Source organism: Saccharomonospora saliphila YIM 90502 (assembly GCF_000383795.1).
GTDB lineage: Bacteria > Actinomycetota > Actinomycetes > Mycobacteriales > Pseudonocardiaceae > Saccharomonospora > Saccharomonospora saliphila.
Map to the genome: position 1 here is coordinate 125,188 of NZ_KB912624.1, position 3,895 is coordinate 129,082.

At 69.8% G+C, this 3,895-nt stretch carries 4 protein-coding genes and 1 pseudogene; 3 read left to right on the forward strand and 2 right to left on the reverse strand.

What is annotated here, in order from left to right:
* Positions 1-411: 411 nt before the first annotated feature.
* Positions 412-810 carry a DUF5318 family protein gene (locus SACSA_RS0104030; protein ID WP_019813710.1) on the reverse strand — a complete coding sequence of 133 codons (399 nt, stop codon included), beginning with the start codon at positions 808-810 and terminating at the stop codon, positions 412-414.
* 257 nt (positions 811-1,067) lie between these two features.
* Here SACSA_RS0104030 and SACSA_RS21400 point away from each other — a divergent pair, with 257 nt between their 5' ends.
* Both SACSA_RS21400 and SACSA_RS0104040 read left to right on the forward strand, forming a co-directional pair.
* Positions 1,068-1,661 (forward strand): PadR family transcriptional regulator, encoded by a 594-nt coding sequence (locus tag SACSA_RS21400; protein ID WP_019813712.1) that lies wholly within the window; start codon positions 1,068-1,070, stop codon positions 1,659-1,661.
* A 19-nt stretch (positions 1,662-1,680) separates the two neighbouring features.
* The gene (locus tag SACSA_RS0104040; protein ID WP_019813714.1) at positions 1,681-2,769 is read left to right on the forward strand and encodes an inositol-3-phosphate synthase; all 1,089 of its coding nucleotides are present in this window, start codon (positions 1,681-1,683) and stop codon (positions 2,767-2,769) included.
* 73 nt (positions 2,770-2,842) lie between these two features.
* On the opposite strand, the gene SACSA_RS0104045 is transcribed toward SACSA_RS0104040, so the two are convergent.
* Positions 2,843-3,487, reverse strand: a complete 645-nt coding sequence (locus tag SACSA_RS0104045; RefSeq protein WP_019813716.1) for an HAD family hydrolase — start codon at positions 3,485-3,487, stop codon at positions 2,843-2,845.
* A 147-nt stretch (positions 3,488-3,634) separates the two neighbouring features.
* Here SACSA_RS0104045 and SACSA_RS0104050 point away from each other — a divergent pair.
* Positions 3,635-3,895 (forward strand): annotated as a pseudogene (locus tag SACSA_RS0104050) (phosphatase); the annotation flags it as partial.

Below are 3,895 nucleotides of genomic sequence, written 5' to 3' on the forward strand. Positions count from 1 at the left end.
ATCGTCTGGATGCGCCACGGCACCTGCGATGATGGACTGTGCCGCCCCGGAGCCCACGCCCGCCCTGACAGTCCCCTCACCGTCGGTGGCACGGTCGAAGCCGAGTTCAGCCGGGCGGGGCGGCCCTGCCGGTCCCCTCGCGCGTCCGGACGGGGAGCGCGTGACGGTCGTTCGTCGCCGGTGGGCCACTGGGGATCGGAGGAGCCGTCCTGGCCCGGCCACCGCGCCTGGTGTCCCGGTTCGTTCTCCGGCCAGTTCTGATTTCCCTGGTCGTTCACTCAAGACCCTCCCGGATCGGCGCGTCGCCGGCCCGCCGTTTCCCGTGTGCCGAACCCCCGTACACCGTCCGTGGCGGCGTACGGCAGGCGTCTGTGCGCACCGCGGAGTGCGCGGTCGTCGCGGCCCTCGTGGTCACTGGCCCGCGGTCCTTCGCGAGCGGGGTCGACCTGCCCCGGTACCGAGGACGTACGAGAGCACGAGGTGGTTCCAACCGCAGGCCCGGCAGACCTCCACCACGTAGACGGTGAACTCGCTGAACAGGCCCGCCATGCGCTCCAGCTCTTCCGGCGAGCGCGCCGACCCGGCCGCGTCGCGCAGCTCGTCGCCGTAGACCCAGCACACCTCGGTGAGCACCCTCCTCCGGCACACCGGGCACGGCGAGTCGCTCGGCCTGCCGTGGAACTCGGCGGCCTTGAGCAGGTAGGGGTTGGCATCGCAGACGTCCAGCGTGCTGGCCCGGCCCGAGTGGTACTCGGCCAGGACCGCACGCCGCGCGAGCGCGTAGTCGACGATCTGCCGCTGGTTTCGCACGCCAACAGAGTACGGGTAATCGTGCCCGTGATGCCCGCGAGTCGTCCGTGACGTGATCCGGAGCCCTCCCGACACGCCGACGCGGTGATAACCGTTCGGTGACATTTGCCCGTTCCTCCGGTAATGCCACGGTTAGCTGCGCCACGTCGATGTATCGCCGCGATATACTGTGCCGGTAGGTTGGGTAACCGGAACCGGTGTGGCCTCGACTGGTAACGCCGGTGGATGTGGCTCTCGTTCCCGAAAGGGGGTGCACTGTGCTGGAGCTCGCGATCCTCGGGCTGCTGCACGAGGCACCCATGCACGGCTACGTGCTGCGCAAGCGCTTGCACGAGACGCTCGGCATGTTCCGCACGTTCTCGTACGGCTCGGTGTATCCGACGTTGCGCAGGATGTCGCGGTCCGGCTTGATCGCCGAGGAGGCCGACGAACCCGCCACCGGCTGGAATCGGCGGGGCAAACGCGTCTACAAGCTCACGGCGGAGGGCAAGGAGCGCTTCGCCGAGCTACTCGCGGACGCGGGCCCGCAGACGTGGGACGACGAGGGTTTCGGCGTGCACCTCACGTTCTTCTCCAGGACACCGGCCGACGTCCGGATGCGGATCCTGGAGGGCCGACGCCGCCGTGTCGAGGAGCGCCGCGAAGGTCTTCGGGCAGCGTTGGCCAGGGCCGAGGAGAAGATCGACCGCTACACCCGTGAGTTGCACCAGCTCGGGCTGGAGGCGAGCGAGCGGGAGGTGCGCTGGCTCAACGAGTTGATCGCGCACGAACAGGCCGAGCAGCGAGGCAGCGGTCCTGACACCGACGTCGGTGCGCCCCCTGAGGCTCGGCGGGACTCACCACGGAAATGACGAGTAAGGAGAAACCGGCATGGGCGACAACCGCCGCGTGAGGGTGGCCATCGTTGGCGTCGGCAACTGCGCGGCGTCGCTTGTTCAAGGTGTCCACTACTACCGCGACATCGACCCGGCCGCGCGTGTGCCCGGGTTGATGCATGTGCGGTTCGGTGGGTACCACGTGGGCGACGTCGACTTCGTCGCCGCGTTCGACGTGGACGCCAAGAAGGTCGGGCAGGACCTGTCCGACGCGATCAGCGCCAGCGAGAACAACACGATCAAGATCTGCGACGTTCCGCCGCTCGGGGTGAGCGTGCAGCGCGGGCCCACCCTCGACGGGCTCGGCCGCTTCTACCAGGAGACCATCCAGGAGGCCGACGACGAGCCGGTCGACGTCGCCGCCGCGTTGCGCGCGGCCGAGGTCGACGTCCTGGTCTCGTACCTGCCTGTCGGCTCGACGGACGCCTCGCGGTTCTACGCGCAGGCGGCGCTGGACGCGGGCGTGGCGTTCGTGAACGCGATCCCGGTGTTCCTCGCTTCCGAGCCGGAGTGGGCCGACAAGTTCGAGCGCGCGGGTGTGCCGATCGTCGGCGACGACATCAAGTCCCAGGTCGGTGCCACGATCACGCACCGGGTGCTCGCCAAGCTCTTCGAGGACCGAGGCGTCCAGCTCGACCGCACCATGCAGCTCAACGTGGGCGGCAACATGGACTTCAAGAACATGAAGGAGCTGGAGCGGCTCGAGTCGAAGAAGGTCTCCAAGACCCAGTCGGTGACCTCGCAGATCGACCGTGACCTCGGTAAGGGCAACGTGCACGTCGGCCCGTCCGACTACGTGCAGTGGCTCGACGACCGCAAGTGGGCCTACGTGCGCCTCGAGGGCCGTGCCTTCGGTGACGTGCCGCTGAACATGGAGTACAAGCTGGAGGTGTGGGACTCGCCCAACTCGGCGGGCATCATCATCGACGCCGTGCGCGCCGCGAAGATCGCCAAGGACCGCGGGATCGGCGGTGCCCTGCTGTCGGCCTCGTCCTACTTCATGAAGTCGCCGCCGGTGCAGTACGACGACTCGACCGCCCGCGACTCGGTCGAGCGGTTCATCGAGGGCGAAGTCGAGCGCTGAGCCGACCTCTCGCCGCTCGCGCTCGTTGCGGTGAAGGGCCTCTTCCCCGCGTCCGCGTCGGGAAAGGGGCCCTTCACGGCGGTCCGCTCTGATCGAGGGCCTCCGGGAGGTCGCCGAGCACCGCCATTGCCCGTGCCAGGACGGCCGCGTCCGGCGGGAAGTGCGGGTTGGGCACGCCGAACACGGTCATGCCGGCCGCGAGAGCGGAGCGCAGCCCGTTGGTCGAGTCCTCAACGGCGGCGCAGGCCGACGGGCGGACACCGATCCGGGACGCGGCTTCGAGGTAGACGTCCGGCGCGGGTTTGCCCGCTCCCACCTCCTCGCTCGACACGGCGGCGCCGACCAGGCCGGTGCAGCCGGTCGCGGTGAGGAAGGCCTCGATCAACACCGGTGGTGAGGAGCTGGCGATGGCGGTCGGATACCGCTCCGCCACCGTGCGCACGACCCGGTCGGCCCCCGCGAGGACCGGTGGGCCGGCCTCGTAGCGCCGGGCCATCTCGCGGACCACGACGTCGGCGGCCTCGTCCGCCGTGAGCCGCACGCCCAGCTCGGTGACCAGGTATCGCGCCCACTCGGGCGTGCTCATGCCTTGGAGCGCGCGGGTCGCCTCCTCCCGCCACTGCCCGCCGTGCTCGGCGACCACCGAACGGCGCACCTCGTCCCACGTCCGCTCGGAGTCGACCAGCACGCCGTCGAGGTCGAAGATCACGGCCCGCACTCCCGTGCTCGTACTCATGCCCCGCAGCGTACGGGGGACAGGACGTTTGAGGCCCTTCCCTCCGCGTTTACCTTCAGGACCGCGGGTGCTCGCTTCGTGCGCTTAGCGTCCCCGCCTGGCACCCGAACGAGTGAACTGGAGGACGCGTTGTCCACGGAGTCGAGACGTTTCCTGCCCTTGCTGAACGCGCACCGCTCCGGGCGTTCGGCGACCACTTGCGAGTACCGGTGCGGGAACCAGTGCGCGCACCCGGCCCCGAACCAGTCGGACAACACCTACTTCGGTGACATCGCGCGGGCGATGTCCCGGCGCGGAGCCCTCAAGGCGGGCGCGGTGATGACGGCGACGGCGGCGGGCTTCGCGGCGTTGTCTCCGACCGCGGCCGCCACCCCCGGCGCCGTCCCGCCC